The organism is Pseudomonas cremoricolorata (assembly GCF_000759535.1).
Lineage (GTDB): Bacteria > Pseudomonadota > Gammaproteobacteria > Pseudomonadales > Pseudomonadaceae > Aquipseudomonas > Aquipseudomonas cremoricolorata_A.
In genome coordinates, this window is record NZ_CP009455.1 from 3,314,725 (window position 1) to 3,335,988 (window position 21,264).

The window sequence follows — 21,264 nt, forward strand, 5'->3', positions numbered from 1 at the left end:
ATGAAGCACAAGATTCAATCTCGCGGCTTGCGCAGCGAGGTGAGCCCGCGCGCGCTCGACAAATGGAATCCGGCTATTCAGGCCGCCGTCGAAAGCACCGCCGAGACCATCACCGTGTATGGCGTGATCGGTGAGGACTGGTACGGGGAAGGCGTTACCCTCAAACGCATCGACGCCGCGCTGCGGGCTATCGGCGAGCGTGATGTGACCGTATACATCAACTCGCCCGGCGGTGACATGTTCGAGGGTATCGCTATCTACAACCGCCTGCTCGAGCACAGCCACAAGGTCACCACCAAGGTGCTGGGGATGGCGGCCAGCGCCGCGTCGATCATCTACCTGGCTGGCGCCGAGCGTCAGGTCGCCAGTAGCGCCTTCCTGATGATCCACAACTGCTGGACCTTCCTCGCCGGCAACCGCCACTACCTGCGCGACGTAGCCGATGACATGGAAGAGTTCGATGCCGCCATGGCCGACCTCTACGCCGAGACTAGCGGCCAGACGCCTGACAGCATGGCGGAGCTGATGGATGACGAGACGTTCATCCGCGGCAAGCGTGCCGTGGAGCTCGGTCTGGCCACCAGCATCCTGGCCGCAGGCGAAGTCACTGAGCGCGAAACCGAAGAGACTGCCCAGGCCAATGCCCTGAAAGCCATGGACACGGCATTGGCCAAAGCCGGCATGCCCCGGTCCGAGCGCCGTGAACTGTTCGCCAGTTTCAAGTCCAGCATGCCTCGCGCTGCTGGCGGGGGTACGCCTCGCGCTGCCCTGACCGACAAGCCGAACGCTGTCGCTCCCGACCTGTCGGCCTCTCTTGCCCAGGTCGCAGCAATCTCCAATCTCCTTAAAGGAACTTCGCGATGAGCGACTACGAAAAGCAGTACAACGAACTGAACGCCAGCCTGAAAACGATCGGCGATCAGATCAAAGCGCAGGCTGAAGCCAGCGAAAAGCAGATCAAGGCTTCCGGCGAGATGAATGCCGAGACCCGTGCCAAGGTGGACGAGTTGCTCTCCAAACAAGGCGAGCTTAACGCGCGCCTGGGCGAAGCCGAGCAGAAACTCGTCAATGCCGGCCGCGGCCAGCAGCACCAGGAAGAGCCTCAGAAGTCTGTCGGCGCCCTGGTCATCGAGAGCGAAGAGATGAAGGACATGAACTCGTCCTTCCGTGGCTCGCGCCGGGTATCCGTTCCTCGCGCCGCGATTACGACCGCCACCGGTGGCGGCCTGGTCGCGCCTCAGCGCTTGGACACCATCGCCGCGCCCCCTCCGCGCCGTCTGACCATCCGCGACCTGGTGGCGCCTGGGACCACGGAGTCGAACTCGATCGAGTACATTCGCGAGACCGGTTTCACCAACAATGCACGCACCGTGGCGGAGACCACCGCCAAGCCGTACTCTGACCTGACCTTCGCGCTGACCACCGCCAACGTGCGCACCATCGCGCACCTGTTTAAGGCCAGTCGCCAGATGCTGGACGACGCGAAGGCACTGCAAAGCTACATCGACGGCCGCGCGCGCTACGGCCTGATGATGGCCGAGGAAGCCCAGTTGCTGTATGGCAGCGGTACCGGGGCCAACCTGCAAGGGCTCATGACCGTCGCGCAGCTGTACGCTGCTCCCACCGGCGTGACTGTGGTCGGCGAGCAACGAATCGACCGCCTGCGCCTGGCGCTGCTGCAGGCCGAGCTGGCCGAGTTCCCGTCAGACGGCATCGTGCTCAACCCGATCGACTGGGCGGCGATCGAGCTGACCAAGGACGGCGAGGGCCGCTACATCATCGGTCAGCCTCAGGACGGCACCACGCCGCGCCTGTGGAATCGTCCCGTGGTCAACACCCAAGCCATCACGCAGAACGACTTCCTGGTCGGCGCCTTCAAGCTGGGCGCGCAGATCTACGACCGCATGGAAATCGAAGTGCTGATCTCGACCGAGAACGACAAGGACTTCGAGAACAACATGGCGACCATCCGCGCCGAGGAGCGCCTGGCATTCGCCATCTACCGCGACGAAGCGTTCGTTACCGGGCCGCTGACCGGCACCAACCCCTAATCAATCAGATGACGGCGCTGTAACCGGCGCACGTCTGGAGAACTCTATGGCTCGCAAGAAGCAAACCCCTGCCCGCAGCGCGGGCGAGCAGAGCGACACCCCAAGCCAGGGCGTTGCGGAGGCACCGCAGACCACTGAGGTACCGTCAGGCGAATCCAGCCAGGCTTCAACGATTGAGCCGGACCCGCAGCAAGCAATAACCACCGGCGTCTCGGTTGGCTCCGCTCCAGAAGTTGGTACCGCCAACCCGGTTAGTCTTGGCACATCATCGGCGGACCTGAAGCAGGGGTTGTCGTCGGGCGACTCCACTGGAGATGAAACCGTTTCCGAAGATGCCGCCGGTGCAGAAGCCGGATCGACTGGTGAATCCCCCGAGGCCGGGAAACCTGCCGTTGCAAATCCGAACCCAGTCAATTTGGTGATCTATCCGCTTCGGTCCTACATGGACGAAGGCGAATTGCGTCGCCGGTCCGGCGCTGGTTATAGCGTGCCTCGGCGCCACGCCGAGCAGTTGGTGCAAAAGGGCCTGGCGTCTCTTGAGCCGCTGGAGGAGTAAGCATGTCTGTGATCGCCATCGAAGTCGCGATGCGTCACGTGCGAGCAGATCCGGACGACGAGTTGCTGGTGCAGTCCTACCTCGACGCTGCCGAGGATGCGGCGATGGGTTTCCTCAACCGCCGTTTCTATATCGATCAGGTTGCGCTCGACGTAGCGCGGGCGGGCGTGGCTGAGACGATGCGGCAGGCCAAGGACGCCAATCTTGCAGCGATTGCTGCAGCTGACTTGGAGCAGGACCACAGTCTGCGCTGCCGTCTGCTGGAGCATGCTCGCTCTGCCCTGGCGGAGGCCTACGACCAGGCCGATGCCATCGCCTACGGCATGGTGCTGAATCCCTCCATTCAATCTGCATGTCTTCTGAAACTCGGCCATCTGTTCGTCAATCGCGAAGAGGTGGTGGTTGCAGCGACCGCTAACGAGCTGCCGCTGGCATCTCAGCACTTGCTCATGCCGCACCGCGTGCGCATGGGCGTTTAGCGATCTGGCTATTCGCCAGGCCACATCCTCCCTGGAGTAATCATGCAAATACCTCGGATCGGTGAGCTGACTCGCCGTGTCTACCTGCGCGTGCGCGAGGACATTGCCAATCCTGATGATCCTGGCCTGCAATCACAGTACCTGCCTGCTCCCAAGACCTGGGCGAAGATTCAGCCTGTGGGTAACGCTATCTACAGCGGTTCAGTCCAGACCGGCAAGGCGGTGACGCACCGGATCATCCTGCGCTTCCGGTCCGGAATCACCGATGCGCATGAGGTGGTGGAGACGTACCGGGGCGTCGATATCGTCTACCGGGTGCGCCGGGTGAGCGATCTCGGCAACCGGCTGTTCACGGTACTGGAGGTCGAAGAACTCGGCCAGGCGCTCGATCCGGCCGCGATTCCGATGCCCGATACACCTGCAGGAGGTGGCTATGTCTACTGAGGCAAGCATTCAGCCCTACATGCACATCGAGGGCTTCGACAACCTGCCTAAGGACTTCTTCGACAAGCGCAAAGTCCGGGCCGGCATGCGCAAGGTCGGCAAGCTGATCACCCAGCGTGCGCAGCTTGCGCTGGCACTGGCCCGCGGGCAGCACAACTATCCGGTCAGCCGTACTGGTGCAACGCTTGAATCCATCAGCTTCAAGGTTTCCCGCTCCGGCTTCCTGGTGCGGGTCGCGCCGAAGAAGACCGATCGGATGTCGGAGTACTATCCGGCCTACCTGCATTACGGGGTCAAGGCGGGGCGGCGCGTCAGGGCAAGAGCACCAGGTGGCAGGCGCTTCCGCCGCGGCCAGCGGGCACGCCTTGTGGCAGCTCGCGCTGCCGGTGAATGGCGGATCAAGCCGCGAGCCAACTACATGGCCGAAACGCTGGACGACTCCAAGGAAGACGTGCGGCGCATCCTGACCGCAGCATTCGCCAGCGCGCTGGGGGGGTGATCCATGCGTCTGACCCCATTGATCGAACACATCAAGACCCACTGCCCTTCGTTCTCCAAGCGGGTGAGCGGCGGCATCGATATCGAATCGGTGATGACCTCGGCCAAGCTGGCCTTGCCGGCTGCCTATGTGATCTACACCGGTGACGAGACCACCGAGACCCAGTCCTCGAACAAGGTGGTGCAGGGCCTGACCGATCAGTTCGATGTGCTGGTGGCCATGCAGACCACCGACGAGCGCGGCCAGCAGGCAGTGGACCTGGTGCACGTCCTGCGCGCCGAGCTGTTCCGGGCGCTGGTCGGGCTTGAATCAAACGATCACGAACCGATTGCCTATACAGGCGGCAGCCTCACGGCGATCGACCGGGCGCGGGTGGTGTATCGCTTCGGTTTCGAGGCCGAGAGCCAGATCGGCCGCACGCGCCCGGGCGCACCCGCTGAGACCTGGCAGGAATACAAGCTCGATCACTTGCCGGACTTCAAAGGGCTGGATGTCGAGTATGCCCAGCTGATTCCCGGCGACACCGGCCCGACCCCTGATAGCCAGGGCGCTTTGAAAACTTCCGTCGAACTTCCCTAAAGGTTCTCCCATGACTCAAATCACCGTCACTCCGGTGGCCGGGCGCGCTGTGCCCGACCCGGAGCTGGGCACGCTGCTGTCCAAAGAAGGCCGCACTGTCACCCTCGATCCGTACTGGCAGCGCCGCCTGCTCGACGGCGATGTGAAAGAAGCGGCGCCGACCGAGCCCACGAAGGTCTCGAAAACCACCAAGACCGGGAGCGATGACCAATGAGCGTCAGCTTCAACACCATTCCCAGCGACCTGCGAGTGCCGCTGTTCTACACCGAGATGGACAACAGCCAGGCCAACACTGCCAGCAGCCCGCTGGTGCGCCTGATCCTCGGCCAGGTCAACGACGATGCGACCGCGCCTGAAATCGGCAAGCTGACTCTGGTGTCGAGCCAAAGCCAGGCAGCGCAGATCGGCGGGCTCGGCTCGATGCTGGCCGACATGTACGAGACCTGGCGTCGAAGCGATCCTGCCGGCGAGGTCTGGTGCCTGCCGATCAAGACCACCGGCACCAAGGCCTCCGGCAAAGTCACCATCACCGGCACGGCCACGGTCGGCGGGCAGATCAGCCTGTACATCGCCGGCGATCGCGTGCGCGCCACCGTGGCGAGCGGCGGTACCGCCACGGCGGCAGCTGCTGCGCTGGTCGCGGCAATCAACGCCGCGGGTCTGGCCCTGGTGGCTACGGCCGAGGCGGGCGTGGTGACGCTGACCTGCCGATGGTCCGGTGTGAGCGGTAACGACATTCAGTTGGAGCTGAACCGCCTGGGCGTCGGTGGGGGCGAGTCCACCCCGAATGGCCTGACCGTAACCCTGGCTGCCATGGCCGGCGGCGTGGGCACGCCTGATGTCACGCTGGCGCTGGCGGCCCTGGGCGATGAGCCTTTCGAATTCATCTGCGCGCCTTGGGCGGACACTGCTTCGCTCAATGCGTGGCGCTCGTTCATGGACGAAAGCAGCGGGCGCTGGAGCTGGGCGCGTCAGTTGTACGGCCATGTTTACACCGCGTTGCGCGGTACGCTGGGCGAACTGGTGGCCGTGGGCACCACGCGCAACGATGCGCACATGACCATTTACGGCTTCGAAAAGACCAGCCCCGACCCAGTCTGGCGTCAGGCCGCTGCCTACGCGGCGCGAACGGCGGTGTTCATCTCGGCCGACCCGGCCAGGCCGACCCAGACGGGTGAGCTGGTGGGTATCACGCCGGCACCGGCAGGCACGCGTTTCATCCTGACCGAGCGGCAATCGCTGCTCAGCCACGGCATCGCCACTGGTTACAGCTCAGGCGGCGTGCAGCGCATCGAGCGGGGCATCACCACTTACCAGACCAACGCACTGGGCCAGGCCGACAACTCCTACCTGGACAGCGAGACGCTGCACCAGTCGGCGTATGTCATCAACGCGCTGAAAACCCGGGTGACCAGCAAGTATGGCCGGCACAAGCTGGCCAACGACGGCACGCGCTTCGGTGCTGGCCAGGCCATCGTCACGCCGAGCGTGATCCGCGCCGAGCTCATTGCAGGCTACTACGCCCTCGAAGAGCTGGGCGTTGTGGAGAACGCCGAGGCCTTCGCCAAGTTCCTGGTGGTGGAGCGCTCGAGCACCGATCCCAACCGGGTCAACGTGCTGTATCCGCCGGACTTGGTCAACCAGCTGCGTGTGTTCGCGCTGCAGTACCAGTTCCGCCTGCAGTACTCGGTCTGACCCAACTATTCACCCCAGCCCGCCGCATGCGGGCTTTTTTGTGGGAGACGCCCCATGGGCAAGAAAGTCGCGGGTACCGCCTACATCAAGGCGGACGGTACCCAATTCACCACCACCGGCGGCGCCGAGGCACCGCTGAGTAGCACCAAGCGCGAAACCGTCGCAGTGGGCTTTTTCAAGGAAGAAGATCGGGTGCCTTTCATCAAGGCCACGGTGGTCAATGACCCCGATCTGCCCATCGACAAGATCATGAACGCCACCGATCAGACCGTAACGTTCGAGTTCGGCAACGGCACAACCTACGTTCTGTCCGGGGCCTACATCGTCGACGAGCCGATCGCTAAGGGCGATGACGGCACGATCGATCTGAACTGGGAAGGCACCAAGGGGGTATGGCTGTGAAGTTTCTATTGAATGCTCCAATCAATGCGCATGGCGCTGAAATCGATGAGCTGACCCTGCGCCGCCCTACGTCGCGCGAAGCGCAAAAAATCCGCGCCTTGCCCTACAAGCTCGACAAAGACGAAGCGGTCTGTCTCGATCTCGATGCGGTGGCCAAGTACGTCGTGGTGTGCACGGGTATTCCGCCAAGTGCTGTCGATCAGTTGGATTTGAATGACCTCAATCAACTTGGCTGGCAGATCACCGGGTTTTTTATGACGCCGGCGTCGAAAGCACTGACCAACTTGTCGCAGCCGCCTACGACCTCGCCTGGTTCTGGCGAACCGACCCTGAACTGATGATGGGGCGCACTCTCGACGTGCTGATCGAGTCGTGCGCCCAGAGTCAACGCATCTCCAGCGCGCTGAGGGAAGAGGACGATGGCTGATAAATTCCAACTCAAGGCGCTGATCACTGGCGTCGACAAGCTGTCGCCCACCCTGCAGGGCGCACGCAAGAACATCGCAGCGTTTCGCAAGAACCTTGAAAGCACGGGGCTGGGGAAGATCGGCTTCCGCGATATCGTCACCGGCGGGGCAATCGCTGCCCCGTTCATTGCCGGCGCAAAGGCTGCAATCGATCTCGAGTCGCAAATGGCTGATGTGCGCAAGGTGGTCGATTTTGACACCCCTGAGCAGTTCAAGCAGATGGGCGACGACATCGTTCGCCTCACTGACACGCTGCCAATGGCTGCCACCGATATCGCCAAGATCGTTGCCGCCGGCGGCCAGTCCGGCATCGCCCGCAAAGAACTGCTGGGCTTTGCCGAATCGGCAGTCAAGATGGGCGTGGCGTTCGACCAGACTGCAGATGAAAGCGGCAGCATGATGGCCAAGTGGCGCACTGCGTTTCGTATGACGCAGGGCGGCGTGGAGGAGCTGGCTGACAAGATCAACTATCTGGGCAATACCGGTCCAGCCACTAACAAGCAGATATCCGACATTGTCACCCGCATCGGCCCGCTGGGCGAGATTGCCGGTCTGGCGTCAGGGCAGATCGCGGCCTTGGGAGCGACGATGGCCGGTGTGGGCATTGAGCAGGAAGTTGCCGCAACCGGTATCAAGAACTTCATGCTCGCTATGACCAAAGGATCGGCGGCGACCAAGGCTCAGGCCACCGCCTTCAAGTCGCTTCGGCTTGATTCCAAGCAGGTGGCCAAGGACATGCAGAAGGATGCGCAGGGCACGGTACTGAATATCCTGGAGCGGATTGGCCGGGTCGATAAAGACAAGCAGGCTGGGGTGCTTTCCACCCTGTTCGGTACCGAGTCCATCAGCGCGATTGCACCGCTGCTGACCAACCTGGAACTGCTCAAGAGCAACCTCAAAAAGGTGGGCGACTCGAGCCTGTACGCGGGGTCGATGCAGAAAGAGTTCGCAGCAAGAGCGGCCACGACCGAGAACAACTTGGGCCTGCTGAAAAATGGCGTGATGAGTAATGCCATTGCGTTGGGCAACGCGCTGCTGCCAGGCATCAATGCGGTGGTCGATCAGATCCGGCCATGGCTGACGCAAGTGTCGAAGATGATCAGCGAGAACCCGAAGCTGGTTCAGGGTATTGCTGCTGCTGGTATCGCCTTCACTGCCCTGCGCGGCGCAGTCTTTGCGGCCGGCGTTGCCGCCAGAATCATGGGCCTGGCATTCGCAGCCACACCTGTGGGGCTGATCGCTGTCGGCATCGCGGCGGCGGCGGGACTGATCATTGCCAACTGGGAAAAGGTCGGCCCTTTCTTCACGGCACTGTGGGACCTGATCAAGGCCTACACCAAGCCGTTCATGGAATTCATGGGGAAGCTCTTCGACTGGAGCCCGATGGGGCGGATCATCAAGAACTGGCAGCCGATCACGGCCTACTTCAAAGGTCTGTGGGAGAAGGTCAAGCCCTACGTCATGCCGCTGTTCAAGCTGTTCGGCTACGAAGAAGGGAAGGGCCTGACCGAGAACGTACAGCGGATGGCCCAAGAGCAGCGAGCACGCAATGCTGGCGATCGCCGCGGCACCGGCGAGTTGCTTGCGTTTGACGCAGGTGCTGTTGCGAAAATTCGCCTCGACGAAAACTCGCGTGCATTCGGCATCGACAACCGTGCGCTGCTGCAGGCGCCTGGCCAACTGCCCGCGCCTGGCTCGCTGCTGCGTCAGTCAACAGCCACCAACAAGACTCAACTGGATGGGGAGCTGCGGGTGCGTTTCGAAAATCCGCCTGCAGGCATGCGCGTCGAGTCCACGCGCACCAGCCAGCCGGGCGTCACCGTAAAGGCCAAGGTGGGCTATCGGACCGTGGGGAATGAGTCATGAGCGAGTGGCGCGACCTGAGGCGGGAGGCCTCATTCCGCGGCGTGCAGTTCTGGGTCGACAGCGACAGTGTGCCGGTCGGGCGCCGTACCCACATCCATGAATACCCCAAGCGTGACCAGCCCTCGGTAGAGGACATGGGCAGACGCACGCGGGAGTTCAAGTTTGCCGGCTTCATTGTGGGCGGTGACTTCATCGCCCAGCGCGACCGGCTGCTGGCCGCGTTGGACACGCCTGGACCCGGCGAGCTGGTGCACCCGTGGTTCGGCCGCCTAATGGTCACCGCCGGTGACTGCGAGGTCTCGCATGCTCGCAACGAGCTGGGCATGGTGCGTTTCAGTCTGGTGTTCATCGATGGTGCTGCGGCCTTCCCAGTGCAGACGGTCAACACCCGCCGGCAACTGGCGGCGCAGGTGCCGACCCTGCTGGAATCGATCGAGGCGCGGTTTGCAAGCGCTATGGCTCTGGTGGACAGTGTGAGGCTACGGGTCAATGCCGTGCGCAGGGCGATTTCCAGCGCCTACGCATTCGCCATCACCTGCCTCAGCCCCATGACATCGTTGTTCACCGACCTGAGCAGCCTGGTCTACTCGGTGATCAATGCGCCCGGCGCTTTAGCGGCCAGCCTGCTCAGCGACATTGCCAGCGTCGAGCGAGCGTTCACCGGCTATGGCTCGACCGGGTCACTGCACAAGGCAAAGATCACGGGACAGGCAATCAGCGATCTATCCGAGCAATCACCGACTGCCGATGACCCCGATGTCGCTGCGCTACAGGCGGCGTTGATCGGGCTGCTGCAGGATGCCGCGTTGCTGGACTTGCTACTGGACATGGCCGAGGTGCCCATCGCTGTGGCTCAGAGTGTGGAACAGCCTGCTGCATTGAGCATTCAGCTCGAACAGGAAGGCTCTACCACCGAAGCTGGCGCGACAGCAGAAGCCGGCGTCCCTGTGGCCGATGATGTGCTGGCAGTGCGTGACGCGATCAGCGACGCCATGTGGGTAATTGCCGGAGAAAGCCAGCCCGAGCACTTCGGCGTGATCAGCGATGCGCGACTGGCGCTCGATCGCCACCTGACCCAGGTGGCGCGCAGCGGCGTCTGGCTGCGCACGTTCAGGCCCCGAGAAACCGTGTCATCACTGGTGCTCGCGCACAAACTCTACGGCGATGCCATGCGCGGCGCTGAAATCGTCTCTCGCAACGCCATCCGCCACCCAGGCTTTGTGCCTGCCACCGAGCTGCAAGTCGCCAAGAGTTGATCCATGCAACCAGAAAACGAGGTCACCCTGAGCGTCGGGGGGCATGACTATGGCGGCTGGCTGGACGTAAGCATCAGCGCCGGTCTCGAACGCCAGGCGCGGGACTTCACTGTTGGGGTCACTTGGCAGTGGCCAGGCAGCAGCGAAGTCCCGGTTCGCATCGAGCAGGGTGAGGCCGTCGAAGTCCGAATCGGCGCCGACCTGCTCATCACAGGCTATGTCTTCAGTACGCCGATCAGCTACGACAGCAAGATGATCAAGCTGAGCATTGCCGGTAGGTCCAAGACGGCCGATCTGGTGGACTGCGCCGCGATCAACTCGCCGGGGCAATGGCGCGGGCAGAGCGTGCAGAAGATCGTCGAAGCGCTCGCCGGCGAATATGGCATCAAGGTCATCAACCAGTCAGCCACCACCCTGGGCCTGGATGATCACACCATCGAACCAGGCGAAACTGCGTTCGAAAGCATCGATCGGCTACTGAGCCTGTCGCGTCTTTTCAGCACGGACGACGGCCAGGGCCGGCTGGTCATGGCGTCGCCGGGCGCCGCCGGAAGGGCAGTGGACCGGCTGGTGCTTGGAGAGAACATCCTCAATGCCGACACCGAGCTGGATTTCTCTAGCGTCTACTCGGAATACATCAGCCGCGGCCAGCGCAAGGGCACCGATGATTCGTTCGGTACCCAGGCCACAGAGGTGAAAGCCAGCGTCAAGGACGAGCGGGTTAAGCGCAGGCGCGTGAAGGTGATCTACCAGTCCGGCCAGATGACGACCAAGATGGCGCGCGATCGTGTGGAGTGGGAACGCGGCAACGCCATGAGCCGCGCCATGCTGGTCAACTACGTGGTCAAGGGCTGGCGCCAGAGCAGCGGGGAGTTGTGGCGGCACAACATGATCGTGCGCGTGGTCGACCCACTGATCGGCCTGGACCGCGACATGCTGATCATCGAGATCAAGTACGAGCTCACCGAGGCAGGCACCCTGGCCAAGATGGCGCTCGCGCCGCCTGATGGTTTCCTGCCCGAGCCGAACGACGCCTACGAGCGGCGCAAGCTCAAAAAGGGCAAGAATACCGACAACTTCGAATACCTCATTCCTGCGGACTACAAGCCATGAGAAAGATGATTACCGGGGCGCTCGCCCGGGGCGTGGTCGTGCTCGCCGACTCGGCGCGCAAGCTGCAGAGCCTGCAGATGCGTCTGACAGCCGACGAGGTCAAAGACGACATGGAACACCTTGAACCCTACGGCTTCACCTCCAGCCCGCTGCCTGGTGCCGAGGGCCTGGCCGGGTTCATTGGTGATCGCAGCCACGGCGTGGTCATCGTGGTTGCTGATCGTCGGTACCGTCTGGCCGGCCTGCAGGGCGGCGAGGTGGCCATCTACACCGACGAGGGCGACAAGATCCACCTCAAGCGCGGGCGTGTGATCGATATCGAGACAGGCACGCTCAATGTCCGGGCGCAGGATTCGGTGAATTTCGAAACGCCGCTGATCACGGCCACCGGCCGTATCGAGTCGACCGGTGACCAGATCGCCGGCGGCATTAGCCAGATCAACCACGTCCACACGACCGTCAAGTCGGGCAACGAACAGTCCGGCGCGCCGGCGGGCGGTGGCGATTGAGCCGCGAGGCGCTGCTGCGCCGGGCGGTCACCATCAGCCTGTTCACCTGGCGCCGGGCTGAAGCCGACGATGCGCTGGACGACACCGACCGAAAAGGCTGGTGGGGCGACTGCACACCGACCGTGACCGGCGACCGCATCGGCTCGCGCCTGTGGCTGCTGCAGCGGCGCACCATCACCGCGCAGACCCTGCGCGATGCGCGGGAGTACGCCGAAGAAGCGCTGGCCTGGCTAATCGACGACGAGATCGTCACCGCCGTCACGGTCACGGTCGAGCGGCAGGATAACGAACGGGTGAACCTGCGCGTGACGCTGACCGAGCAAAACGGCGAGACCCTGCAACTGGTCTTCGAGGACACATGGAGCCTGATCAATGCCGTATGAAATTCCAACCCTGCCGGTGCTGATCCAGCGTACTGAGGCAGATTTCGAGCGCAATGCCCCGGATGCGTTGCGCAGGTCGGACGCCAAGGTCGCGGCCAGGGCGCTCAGCGGTGCGGCCTATCAGCTGTTCGGCTACCAGAACTGGGTGGCCAGGCAAGCCCATCCGGCGACCTGCGATGACGAGCAGGTTTTGTTGTGGGCGGACTGGCGCCTTGAAGAAGGCCGCAAGCCAGCCGTAGCAGCTACCGGCCTGGTAGGCGTGACCGGGTCTTCCGGGTTCCTGGTCGACGCCGGGGTCGTCTATCAGGCTGATGACGGGCGTCGTTACGTGGTGGTTGTAGGTGCAACGTTGGTCAATGGTGCAGCCCAAGTGCAAGTGGCGTCGGAAATGCTCGGCCCGGAGGGCAACATCCAGGCTGGCGAGCTCACTACCGTCACTCCGGTGCTTGGCGTCAATCCACGGGCGGTCATAGACGTCGATGGCATCACTGGTGGCGCTCATCAGGAGGACATCGAGGCGCTGCGCGGGCGCGTGCGGGCAGCCTTCAAGAACCCCAGCAAAGTGGGCAACGCCGATGACTTCGAGGAGTGGGCGCTGGAGGTACCTGGAGTCACGCGCGCCTGGGCACTTCCGCGATGGCTGGGGCCGGGTACGTTCGGCCTGACCTTTGTCTGCGACGGGGACGTGGACATCTTTCCTACCGAGGCAAAGGTGGCAGAGGTTCAGGCGTACCTTGAGCGCAAGCGACCAGTGACCAGCGAAGTGTATGTGTTCGCTGCACAGCGCCTGGACGTTAATCTGCGCCTGCGACTGGTGCCAGATACCACGACGGTCCGTCAGGCCGTCGAGAAAGCACTGGCAGACCTGATCAGCGACGTGGGCGGGGCTGGTTCGGTCATCCCGCTCACGCATATCCAGGCGGCCATCAGCAATGCCCCTGGCGAAACGGATCACCGACTGGAAACGCCAACCGACGATGTGAGCGTGGCGCGCAACCAGGTCGCTGTGCTGGGGGCGATCACATGGCTATGACCGAAGACGATTACAGGGAGGGTCTGCGTGGGCTGATGCCACCGGGCCCGGCTTTCGACCCAGGTCTGCAGCCTGACGTGGCTCAACTGTTGGCCGGCCTCGCGCCAGAGCTGGCCAGGGTTGACCAGGCGCTGGACGCTCTGCAACTGGAGATGAATCCGGCCACTGTCGATGCCCTGCTGACCGACTGGGAGGCTTATTTGGGCTTGCCGGATGCCTGCACGGTGCCGGGCTCCCAGACCGTAGAGCAGCGCCGTCAGGCGGTGATCGACAAGCTGACAGCCTCGGGCGCTCCCCAAGTGGCGTATTACAAGCGCAGGGCAAGGCAGTCAGGCGTGGTGGTCACCATCGATGAGTTTCGCCCGGCCAGAGTCGGACCAACCGTCGCCGGCGGGTTTCTGTACGGCGGTGCCTGGTCTTGGGCCTGGCTGGCGTCCGCGCCGCTAGCGGCCTATGGCACGCCGCAAGGCGCTGCGATGGAGTGCCGCCTGCGCCTTGAGGCGCCGGAGTACACCGATGTCGAGATCGGCTATGGGAAAGCCGAAGCCGAGCGAATCGCAGCGCACGTCGATCAGCTTTTCACCGCAATTCATTATGTGATGCCGGCCGCTATTGCCGGCCTCGAGGATTAACTATGCAACGGATTTCCAGCTGGACCGACTTGGTGGCCGCGTTTGGCCGTTTTCGCTATGGGTCGGTGGTCGGGGGCGTGGCCCCTACACCGATTCAGGCCGAATGGCTAAACATGGTGCAGGAGGAAATCAGCAACGTGGTACTGGCTGCGGGTATCGAGCTGCGCGCTGATCAGGAAAACCAATTACAGCAGGCCATTGCACAGATGCTGTCCGGCTACCTGCCCCTGACCGGCGGCACGCTGACTGGGCTGCTTAAGGCCACCAAAGGCGTACGCGTGGCCAAAGGCATGCCACTGGCCGGAAACGCCAGCCTGGTTGGATATGGTTTCGCCGGGGACGGTGACACCGGACTCTACGCGACAGGAGGGAACGATGACGACGGCTCTGCCGTTGTGGTGGTGGTCGATGGCGTTGAGGTGTTGCGATTGAAAAGTGACGGCACCCTGACCATCGCCGGCTCCCATGCGCCGTACCACACCGGCAACAAGCCGGCGATGCTGGCTGTGGTGTACCCCGTGGGATCGATCTACATGAACGCAAGCGACGCTACCAATCCGGCAGTTCTGCTGGGTTTCGGCACTTGGGTAGCGTTGGGCACAGGCCGGATGCTGATGGGTGTTGGCAGCGGAAACGATGTTCGCGGTCAGGCCAAGTCATTTGAGCTTGGCGAGACTGGAGGCGAGTACGAGCACGCGCTCTCAATCGCTGAGATGCCGCAGCACGATCACAAAATGCCGCAAGGCAGCGTTGTACCAGAGGGGGAGACTGGGCCCATCTACAGCTCAGGTGATGACGCGACGCACTCTCCCGAGGCGGGTGAGCAACCGTCTAGCGGCAAGTCCGGTGGCGGACAGGCACATAACAACTTGCCACCTTACTTGGCCGTGCACATGTGGAAACGCGCCAGCTAAGGGATGAACCTTCATTGCACCCGCTACGGCGGGTTTTTTTATGCCCGGAGGCATGATGACAGACGTTTCTTCAATGGAGGCATATGCCGGCCAGCTTTCTCAAGCGGCGAGAAAGGCGAACTCTGCAGCGGATCTTCAGCATCAGGTAATTCACGGGGATGCGACTACAGACGTGCTTACCGAGTCGGGCTCGGTTCCTTCGCTAGCGAAGCAGGCGCTAATGACCCAGGCGAAGATTAGTTCCGCCTTGGAAGATGTTGCTGTTCAGATGCGCGGCGCCATGATCTATAGCTCCGCGGCTCAGGGTATTGCTAACACCACGTCCGGTTCCTACTTCAGCGTACCGTCATCGGACGAAGCGGAATACGTGATCCTCTATAGAAACGATAATGGTCTGGCGATAAAAATCAGCACCTACCCGAACGCCCAGGCGGTGAAGGCGGTGAAGCAGCAAGTCGATTCAGCGACCGTTGCCATCGATCAGGTCAGCAGCCAGATCAAGCCGTTCCCATCCGAGGAAACGGATGTGGTACGCCTGAGGCAGCTGGACACCGAGGGCGGCTTGATCGCGCAGTTGTCAGACAGTGCGCTGAGAACGATCCCTTTCACGATCCTGGTGGATGCGGGATCGACAGCGATCCTCGACTCTGAAGGCTCCGTGGTGTTACTGGACGAGCCAGGCCGGACAATCGTCGGGCCTTTTGAAATGCAGGTCACGGACGCCCCTGGGGTATTCGCCACTGACATCGAGGGCGCGCTGCTCGGGGTTGAAGACGAGGTGGTGGCGCAGTCGCCTTTCGATGGCGGCCTGCTGTTTTCGCCATTGATTGCCACAAGCCCGGCGATCAGGTCGGTGATCTATCCGCAGAACATCCTCCAGTACCGAGAGCGGGACACCGCGCTAGTGGCCACCCTGGCCAGCCTCAGCACCACCGCATCCTCAAGCGGTCGGGCAATGTCCGTTGACGCCGAGCGCTACGGACCTGCGGCCATGCTTGGCCTCAGGCGGCTTGATCTCCCGAGCGATCATCGTTTCATGCCGCTCACCTTGGTCAACGTCCCTGTGCAGGCACAGCCCACGCCGATCAAGGTCTTGGTGATTGGTGACAGCATCGGCAACCGGCAGGGCGCAACCCTGACCAAGCAGTACCTGGAGGCGCAGGGGTTCAGCGTGACGCTTGTCGGCACCATGCCCGGATCAGCGCTGCCGAACGACCCAAACAACGCGAGCGGCGGACTGGGCGAAGCGCGCGAGGGCTGGGAAACGGGTGACTACACCTACGCCCAGACCGACATGGCAAACATCGTCGCTCCTGGTGGAGAGGCCGCCTACCTCTCAGGTTCGAAAGCCTACAAGTATTCCCGAAATCCATTCCTGCGCGCCGCGACCGAAAGCGATAACCCGGCCATCGTCAGGAACGGGTGCGTGTTCGATCCTGCCTTCTACCAGTCGCGTTTCGGCCTTCAGGCTCCAGACGTCGTGGTCAACCTGCTCGGCACCAACGACGCGAGCCACCGCACGGACGCCACGGTGTACGCCGAGGTCTTTGCCAACGACACCTTGATGCACTCGCAGATCGCTGCTGCTTGGCCTGACGCGAAGATCATCAGATCGGTACCCGGAACCTCGTTCGATACCACCAGGAACGCGTTGTGGTCTACGCGCTACGCGCCGGTTATCCGAGCCATCAAGGATGCCGCAGCGGGAAATGCAGCGGTGATCGTCGCGCCGGTATGGGCCATGACCGACCCGGAAAGCGGCTACCCGATCAGCGCATCTGCGCCGGGTACCGATGGCTTTGTCTCGGGGAACTTCAGCGATCCCACCCACCCGCAGGGTTCCTCTCGCCACTCGCTCTTCGCATCGCTGGCGCCGTTCATCGCGGGCGCTGCACTCGACCTCATCTAACAAGGGAACCATCAATGGGCATCAAGCTGATCGACCAACAGAACATCGCGCCGTGGAACCGCAAGGTTATCGCGCCAATCACCAATGGCCTCGAGGGGTACTTCACCTTCGATACCGACGCTTCCCGCTTCGCGTTCAATCGGGTACCGGGCAAGCCTGGCGCATCCCTGGTGGGCAATCCTCAGGCGTTCCCCACCCACGGCCGATTCACCAGCCTGGCGAACTTCATTCAGACCAACATCGCCGAAACCGACAGCATGACCATCATCTGCCTGGGCAAGGCGGTCGATGTGCCCGGCAGCACCATCGAAGCGAGCACTTGCTACGTCAGCAACTTCAACGGGCCATCCATCACGCCCGGGTTCACCGGTACCACCACGGGCACTTCGCTCTACCACAACGGCCCAACGGCACTGAATGGCACGGGCTGTCGTTCGAACGGTTCTGGCGGGGCGGTAACGGGCGGCTCCACGATTACCAATGACACGCCCACTCAGTGGGGTATTCGTGCGGTTCGTGTCGACGCCGCGGTAGGCTCGAAGGTGCTCAACCTCACCACTGGCCTGTCCTCGACTCTGGCCTACAGCAATGCCCGCTTGCTCAACTCCAGGAAGATGCGTATCGGCGGTGCCTACACGCAGTTCGCCGCCCAGGCGGACATTTCAGCGGTGGCAATCTTCTCCGTCGCCTTGAGTGACGCGCAGATCACGGCGTTCGCCGACTGGATGCGTATTCGCGCCAACCGTCTCGGCATTCCGGCGTAAACTATTCTCAATCAATGTGCGCTCCGAAGAGCGCACTTAGGATGCAACCGCCCGGCCTGAGAATAGGGACTACAGGTAGTCTTTGATCTTGAAGACTCTTGGGTTGTAGATTGCTAGCTCCCCGCTTCTAGAAATGACGCTATCGGCGAATTTTTTAGGATTTTTCATGTCGAGTTTGTGAAGTTCGTACAGTTCGTACTTCCACCATTCACTTTCCTCTAGAAGTGCTACTGTTTCAGGGTCGAACCTGAACTTAATCACTTTCGCAGGATTTCCTCCGACTACGGCGAAAGGTGGCACGTCTTTAGTAACTACCGAGTCTGATGCGATAATTGCGCCGTTGCCTATTGATAGGCCGCCTCTCAGTCGCACATTCGCGCCAATCCATACGTCATGCCCGATCTTGATTGGGGCGTTTTGCGGTTGGGGTGTTAAAACTCTGTTGAATTCGAAATTAATCCCCTTAGCTTTTAGGGACGATGTGTATGACTGGATAAACTCTCTAGATGAGTTAAACGAGGCAGAAGACATGATTGCGGCATCCATCGGATGCCTGAATGCTAGAAATTTTATATCGGTGGATATTGAGCAGTATCTACCAATAGACGCATTCATTGGGAACTGAGACATTGTTTCTGAGAATGAACCAATATTGCAGAGATTTCCACCTTGCCCAAAAGTACAGTGCTCTTCTGCTGACCAATCTTTTGGGATAGAGAGAAAATGGCCCGGAGCCCACCTGTTCTTTGCGCCAGGGTCTGAGTTTCTTTTGTCGAATATGCTATAGGATGCTAGTAGGTCAAGAAAGTAGTTGTCGGCCTTTATCCTGTAGTGGTGTGCATGCTCGCTTTCGATCTTTATCACAGTTTCTATTCCTGGCCGTTTTCTAGGTAGTAACTAATTCTGTTTTGATTTCTTTGGATCTAGTCTTCTTGCGGAAGTCAAGTCAAATCTGTCGCCAAAGATAACCTAGAGACAAGCATTCATAAACCCCGGCTTCAAAACATTCCTTCCTCGTTTCATCGTTCAGAGGCCCCGCAGCAGTTGAGATTACGGGAGTGCTGCAATGGATGGTGACGTCCATTCGTATCAAATCCTCGTAGCTGCCAGCGCGCGGACTCCCCGCAAATTCCGCTAATTCCTGTATCTGGAGGCTCTATGGCTCAAATCTCTTCCGAAGCTGCTGGCGGTATCAATGTGATCGCCTTCCTCGACATGCTCGCCTGGTCTGAGGGCACTTCGACCATTAAAGCCAGTGACGACGGCTACAACGTGCTGGTGGGCGGCAAGCTGTTCACCGACTACAGCCAGCACCCGCGCGTGCTGGTACCGCTGCCGCGCTACGGCATCAAGTCGACGGCTGCCGGTCGCTACCAAGTCTTGGCCCGCACCTGGGATGCCATCGTCAAGAACTACGGGTTCAAGGGCCGCTTCATTCCCGAAGCCCAGGATCTGGCCGCGATCAAGCTGCTGGCCGAGTGCGGCGCGCTGCCGCTGATCAAGGCTGGTCGGATCAGTGACGCGATCGCCAAGGCCGCGCCGATCTGGGCCAGTCTGCCAGGCGCCGGGTACGGCCAGCGCGAGCACAAGCTGGCGGCGCTGCTTGGCATCTACGAAAGCGAGAGGGCGGTCGAGGCCAAGCCTTCCAGCGACCTGCTGGCGATGTATGTCGCCTGCGGTGGTGAGGCGGTAGCGTGAGCCGGCCGGCGCAGATTGCTCTATTGGCGCTGGTGCTGGCGTCGTACTGGGGCGCCTACCAGCATGGCCGGTCGGTGGAAAGAGCAGTAGCCGCGACGGTATCCGCCAATCGCGACAGCGGCGACCGCAAAGCTGAAGTCATCGGCGAGCGCGCCGCGCGTGCCGAAGAACAAAGACGCGCCCAGGCGCAGGAGGAGGCGAGAGCCCATGCACACGAACAACACCAGGTGGCTGACGCTGGCGCTGATGGCGCCGATGCTGCTGGCCAGCGGTTGCAGCACGACGCCGCCCAGTTCGCCGCCGCCGTCAGTTGCGCCGGCCCGGATACCGCCGCTATCGCCCGAGGCCAGGCAGCCACCCGCGCCGCCATGGTGCTCTCCGACCTGCTCGCACGGGCTGATGCTCGAGCGGGAGATCTGGCGAAAGCGTATGACCGCGCCAGAGTAGCCGGGGAGCAGTGCCAGCAGGAATACGACTCTCTTATCAAAGGCTCTTGATCGCCTGTCAGCGTGTACGAGAGGTGTCCTCACCTCCCACAGGAATGTGATAAATTCATGGGCTTGTGCTAAAGGAGGTTTTCGATGGTGGACGTTGTAGAAGTCGTTTCGGAATTGCGAGCTAGTAATTTCATCAATAGCGAAAGATCCTCCACTGGTCGGGTTGTCAAAGATCTGAATTCTGGACACTTCAAGTGTCAGGTCGACGCCAGAGTCGATGGGGTAGATGAGCCTGACGGGAATTACCAGACTGCCGATGAAGCTATCAATGCTCTGGTCGCGTTCTGGAGAGCCTGCGATAGAGCGCTCGAGATGTGCGCAGTCTGGGAATTCAGGAAGATCTGATCGGGTTCATCATTACAGTCAGGCCGATTCGGCTCTGCTCTGGCAGCAGGGCGCTTCTAGCTGAAGACAGAGGCGCACCTACTGTGCTGAATGAGTAACCGAAGATGCGGGTGTAGCGCGATGAAGCGCACCATACAAGGCTTGGCAGATGCCGGCGAGCCGCTGATTCAAGAGGCAATCGCTGCGCTTCGTCGGTACCGTGAAGCACAGGCGGCAGGCGATCCGTTCGAGCAGGTTGAACGACTCCGGCTGATCGCCGAGTCGGCTTTCCAAGCGGTCACCGACTACCAGCTCTACGCGCGCGGCCTGCAGCCCATAACCAAGCACTGAAACCTGCTACGAGCATTGAATATCAGCTGTCCTGCCCAGCGGTGATTGTCGAGCGCCCGAAATACTGGCTACGATACTGTTTATATGTACAGTATTTGGTGCCATATGTATTTCCTTGTCGTACGCCGCCGCTCCCGCGGTGCGGCGCTGCAGCCTGAGCAGCTGCGCCAACAGAATCCCATCCGTGCTGACGTTCACATTGGAGAGCATCAGAGCGAACTGCTGGGCCGAGTGTCGACACAGGCCTGGGTCTTCAACCCAGCGCCAGGCGCCGACGTGATACCTCGGCTGCACGACGCGAAGATCACCGGCATGGCCCAGCAGGGCATGAACATCAGCGGCGTCGAGGAAATCGACGGAGTGCTGTACGCCCAGTCTTGGTGGTGCAGGGTGGACTCATGAGTCGAATCCCTACGGCGTGGATGGATGAACTGGATGATCAGGTCGCGTTCCTGATGGACCCAGACGGCCGTGAAGCCGTGCTCAGCGAAATGGCGGTTGCGGCGCACCGGGCCGGCCGCATCGATGCCTGCGTGCTGGCCGACATGCTGGAGCTGGCAGAGGCGGGCAGGCTATGGGCGATGGAGGACTTGGAAACAGTGTTTCCGATGCCTGCTGTAGGTGAGCAAAAAGACGGGTGGGGTGTACCGCTTTCCAGAACGGAGCGGGTCGAGCCTGGACGGCTCACGGGAGGCTGGGACCATCTGGATATCCCAGTGGTCAATGCGGATGGCGCGGGAAACCGTGCGTGAACAAATCGTGAATCACGCGGTTTGCGAGCGTGTACTTCTGTTGCTTTCTTGAGACAAAATGAACGGCTGCGGGCGGCTCAAGTTGTTGATT

At 61.6% G+C, this 21,264-nt stretch carries 26 protein-coding genes and 1 pseudogene; 26 read left to right on the forward strand and 1 reads right to left on the reverse strand.

The genetic code is table 11. From position 1 onward, the window contains the following. From LK03_RS15130 to LK03_RS15230, 21 genes are all read left to right on the forward strand, one after another. The gene (locus LK03_RS15130; RefSeq protein WP_038413168.1) at positions 1 to 864 is read left to right on the forward strand and encodes a head maturation protease, ClpP-related; all 864 of its coding nucleotides are present in this window, start codon (positions 1 to 3) and stop codon (positions 862 to 864) included. Then, entirely contained in the window at positions 861 to 2,051 is a 1,191-nt protein-coding gene (locus LK03_RS15135; RefSeq protein ID WP_038413169.1) for a phage major capsid protein, read from the forward strand. The genes LK03_RS15130 and LK03_RS15135 overlap by 4 nt, the downstream gene beginning before the upstream one ends. Positions 2,052 to 2,097: 46 nt before the next feature. Next, positions 2,098 to 2,607 carry a hypothetical protein gene (locus tag LK03_RS15140; protein WP_038413170.1) on the forward strand — a complete coding sequence of 170 codons (510 nt, stop codon included), beginning with the start codon at positions 2,098 to 2,100 and terminating at the stop codon, positions 2,605 to 2,607. Between the two features lie 2 nt (positions 2,608 to 2,609). Further along, entirely contained in the window at positions 2,610 to 3,086 is a 477-nt protein-coding gene (locus tag LK03_RS15145; protein ID WP_038413171.1) for a head-tail connector protein, read from the forward strand. Positions 3,087 to 3,128: 42 nt separating this feature from the next. Beyond that, complete coding sequence (locus LK03_RS15150; protein ID WP_081951609.1) at positions 3,129 to 3,530, forward strand: head-tail adaptor protein; 402 nt, start codon at positions 3,129 to 3,131, stop codon at positions 3,528 to 3,530. After that, on the forward strand, positions 3,520 to 4,029 hold the full coding sequence (locus LK03_RS15155; RefSeq protein ID WP_038413173.1) for a hypothetical protein: 510 nt from the start codon (positions 3,520 to 3,522) through the stop codon (positions 4,027 to 4,029). The genes LK03_RS15150 and LK03_RS15155 overlap by 11 nt, the downstream gene beginning before the upstream one ends. 3 nt (positions 4,030 to 4,032) lie before the next feature. Next, positions 4,033 to 4,608, forward strand: coding sequence for a phage tail terminator protein (locus LK03_RS15160; RefSeq protein WP_038413174.1), 576 nt, complete (start codon positions 4,033 to 4,035; stop codon positions 4,606 to 4,608). Positions 4,609 to 4,618: 10 nt separating this feature from the next. Further along, entirely contained in the window at positions 4,619 to 4,822 is a 204-nt protein-coding gene (locus tag LK03_RS15165; RefSeq protein WP_038413175.1) for a DUF2635 domain-containing protein, read from the forward strand. After that, entirely contained in the window at positions 4,819 to 6,303 is a 1,485-nt protein-coding gene (locus LK03_RS15170; protein ID WP_038413176.1) for a phage tail sheath subtilisin-like domain-containing protein, read from the forward strand. Before LK03_RS15165 ends, LK03_RS15170 begins: the two co-directional genes overlap by 4 nt. A 54-nt stretch (positions 6,304 to 6,357) precedes the next feature. After that, positions 6,358 to 6,705 (forward strand): phage tail tube protein, encoded by a 348-nt coding sequence (locus LK03_RS15175; protein ID WP_038413177.1) that lies wholly within the window; start codon positions 6,358 to 6,360, stop codon positions 6,703 to 6,705. After that, the gene (locus tag LK03_RS15180; RefSeq protein ID WP_049870498.1) at positions 6,696 to 7,043 is read left to right on the forward strand and encodes a phage tail assembly protein; all 348 of its coding nucleotides are present in this window, start codon (positions 6,696 to 6,698) and stop codon (positions 7,041 to 7,043) included. The genes LK03_RS15175 and LK03_RS15180 overlap by 10 nt, the downstream gene beginning before the upstream one ends. 81 nt (positions 7,044 to 7,124) lie before the next feature. Further along, the gene (locus tag LK03_RS15185) at positions 7,125 to 9,038 is read left to right on the forward strand and encodes a phage tail tape measure protein (protein WP_038413178.1); all 1,914 of its coding nucleotides are present in this window, start codon (positions 7,125 to 7,127) and stop codon (positions 9,036 to 9,038) included. After that, positions 9,035 to 10,294 (forward strand): DNA circularization protein, encoded by a 1,260-nt coding sequence (locus tag LK03_RS15190; RefSeq protein WP_038413179.1) that lies wholly within the window; start codon positions 9,035 to 9,037, stop codon positions 10,292 to 10,294. The genes LK03_RS15185 and LK03_RS15190 overlap by 4 nt, the downstream gene beginning before the upstream one ends. Before the next feature lie 3 nt (positions 10,295 to 10,297). Further along, positions 10,298 to 11,407 carry a phage baseplate assembly protein gene (locus LK03_RS15195; RefSeq protein WP_038413180.1) on the forward strand — a complete coding sequence of 370 codons (1,110 nt, stop codon included), beginning with the start codon at positions 10,298 to 10,300 and terminating at the stop codon, positions 11,405 to 11,407. A gap of 5 nt (positions 11,408 to 11,412) precedes the next feature. Continuing rightward, positions 11,413 to 11,916, forward strand: a complete 504-nt coding sequence (locus tag LK03_RS15200) for a phage baseplate assembly protein V (protein ID WP_038413185.1) — start codon at positions 11,413 to 11,415, stop codon at positions 11,914 to 11,916. Further along, positions 11,913 to 12,299, forward strand: coding sequence for a phage GP46 family protein (locus tag LK03_RS15205; RefSeq protein WP_038413187.1), 387 nt, complete (start codon positions 11,913 to 11,915; stop codon positions 12,297 to 12,299). Before LK03_RS15200 ends, LK03_RS15205 begins: the two co-directional genes overlap by 4 nt. Continuing rightward, positions 12,289 to 13,332 (forward strand): baseplate J/gp47 family protein, encoded by a 1,044-nt coding sequence (locus LK03_RS15210; RefSeq protein WP_038413189.1) that lies wholly within the window; start codon positions 12,289 to 12,291, stop codon positions 13,330 to 13,332. The genes LK03_RS15205 and LK03_RS15210 overlap by 11 nt, the downstream gene beginning before the upstream one ends. Beyond that, positions 13,329 to 13,964: a putative phage tail protein gene (locus LK03_RS15215; RefSeq protein ID WP_240478620.1), complete on the forward strand. Its 636-nt coding sequence runs from the start codon at positions 13,329 to 13,331 to the stop codon at positions 13,962 to 13,964. Before LK03_RS15210 ends, LK03_RS15215 begins: the two co-directional genes overlap by 4 nt. Before the next feature lie 2 nt (positions 13,965 to 13,966). Further along, positions 13,967 to 14,878: a phage baseplate protein gene (locus LK03_RS21600; protein ID WP_049870499.1), complete on the forward strand. Its 912-nt coding sequence runs from the start codon at positions 13,967 to 13,969 to the stop codon at positions 14,876 to 14,878. Between the two features lie 220 nt (positions 14,879 to 15,098). Beyond that, the gene (locus LK03_RS21605) at positions 15,099 to 16,787 is read left to right on the forward strand and encodes an SGNH/GDSL hydrolase family protein (RefSeq protein WP_167334501.1); all 1,689 of its coding nucleotides are present in this window, start codon (positions 15,099 to 15,101) and stop codon (positions 16,785 to 16,787) included. A gap of 14 nt (positions 16,788 to 16,801) precedes the next feature. Continuing rightward, a complete protein-coding gene (locus LK03_RS15230; RefSeq protein ID WP_038413193.1) occupies positions 16,802 to 17,551 on the forward strand; it encodes a hypothetical protein in 750 nt (249 codons plus the stop codon). A gap of 195 nt (positions 17,552 to 17,746) precedes the next feature. On the opposite strand, the pseudogene LK03_RS22895 reads toward LK03_RS15230, so the two are convergent. After that, positions 17,747 to 17,953: pseudogene (locus tag LK03_RS22895) on the reverse strand (CatB-related O-acetyltransferase); the annotation flags it as partial. 756 nt (positions 17,954 to 18,709) lie between these two features. Between LK03_RS22895 and LK03_RS15240 the strand changes: the two are divergent. The 5 genes from LK03_RS15240 (at position 18,710) to LK03_RS22410 (ending at position 21,173) form a co-directional block, all read left to right on the forward strand. Continuing rightward, the gene (locus LK03_RS15240; RefSeq protein WP_038413195.1) at positions 18,710 to 19,249 is read left to right on the forward strand and encodes a glycoside hydrolase family 24 protein; all 540 of its coding nucleotides are present in this window, start codon (positions 18,710 to 18,712) and stop codon (positions 19,247 to 19,249) included. Next, positions 19,246 to 19,746: a DUF2514 domain-containing protein gene (locus LK03_RS15245; protein WP_038413197.1), complete on the forward strand. Its 501-nt coding sequence runs from the start codon at positions 19,246 to 19,248 to the stop codon at positions 19,744 to 19,746. Before LK03_RS15240 ends, LK03_RS15245 begins: the two co-directional genes overlap by 4 nt. A 465-nt stretch (positions 19,747 to 20,211) precedes the next feature. Continuing rightward, the gene (locus tag LK03_RS15255) at positions 20,212 to 20,421 is read left to right on the forward strand and encodes a hypothetical protein (protein WP_038413200.1); all 210 of its coding nucleotides are present in this window, start codon (positions 20,212 to 20,214) and stop codon (positions 20,419 to 20,421) included. A gap of 105 nt (positions 20,422 to 20,526) precedes the next feature. Next, the gene (locus LK03_RS15260) at positions 20,527 to 20,823 is read left to right on the forward strand and encodes a hypothetical protein (protein ID WP_038413202.1); all 297 of its coding nucleotides are present in this window, start codon (positions 20,527 to 20,529) and stop codon (positions 20,821 to 20,823) included. Then, a complete protein-coding gene (locus LK03_RS22410; RefSeq protein WP_205621216.1) occupies positions 20,820 to 21,173 on the forward strand; it encodes a hypothetical protein in 354 nt (117 codons plus the stop codon). The genes LK03_RS15260 and LK03_RS22410 overlap by 4 nt, the downstream gene beginning before the upstream one ends. The last annotated feature ends 91 nt before the right edge of the window (positions 21,174 to 21,264 follow it).